The sequence below is a fragment of the Rhizobium sp. P2_G9 genome, from assembly GCF_056403475.1.
Map to the genome: position 1 here is coordinate 1 of NZ_JBFUFK010000136.1, position 681 is coordinate 681.

Annotated in this window: 1 protein-coding gene and 1 pseudogene; one reads left to right on the forward strand and one right to left on the reverse strand. The window is 63.0% G+C overall.

Annotation, left to right across the window (positions count from 1 at the left end; genetic code table 11):
* A partial coding sequence (locus AC1DYF_RS40345) for an SDR family oxidoreductase (RefSeq protein WP_477884552.1) occupies nt 1–290 on the forward strand: 290 nt, incomplete at its 5' end.
* A 186-nt stretch (nt 291–476) separates the two neighbouring features.
* On the opposite strand, the pseudogene AC1DYF_RS40350 reads toward AC1DYF_RS40345, so the two are convergent.
* A pseudogene (locus AC1DYF_RS40350) lies at nt 477–681 on the reverse strand (plasmid stabilization protein); the annotation flags it as partial.

A 681-nucleotide genomic window follows, 5' to 3' on the forward strand; every position in this document is an offset into this window, starting at 1 on the left:
CCTATGCCACGACCAAGGGGGCGATTGCCAACTTTACGGCGGGGTTGGCGCAAATGCTTGCGAAAAAGGAAATCCGCGTGAACTCGGTTGCCCCCGGACCGATCTGGACGCCGCTCATTCCTTCGACCATGCCTGCTGACACGGTCAGCAAATTCGGCAGCAACTACCCGATGAAACGACCGGGCCAGCCCGCCGAACTGGCGACCGCCTACGTAATGCTTGCCGATCCGCTCTCCACCTATGTGTCCGGCGCGGTCATCGCGGTCACGGGCGGCAAGCCGATCCTCTGAGGTTCAGCGCTGTCCGAGGAAATGAAAGAACTCGGCGCGGTTGATAGGACGCATGCGCAGCTCGTCGGGTCACGGAGAAACGCGATCCCGCGACGCCCCATAGCGCTGCCTCTTCCATCGAACGCCCGTCACCGGCACCTGTCTTGCTATGAGGGACACCGAGGGAGCTTGGAGCCGTTGGTCTGATCAGTGAGACGCGTGGTGTTCGTTGCGTTTGCGGGTTTCGGCAGCCTTCTTCGCCGAAGCCGAACGTTCGGCCTTGGGGCGGTTGGCCGAAGCTTCCCCGCCGAGATGACCGCCCTTCCGTGAGGGTGCATGATTTTCTGACTTGCCGCGGCCGGAGCCGGATTTCTTGCCGCCATGCGTCTCGGCGTTGACGGTCGCCCAGGCG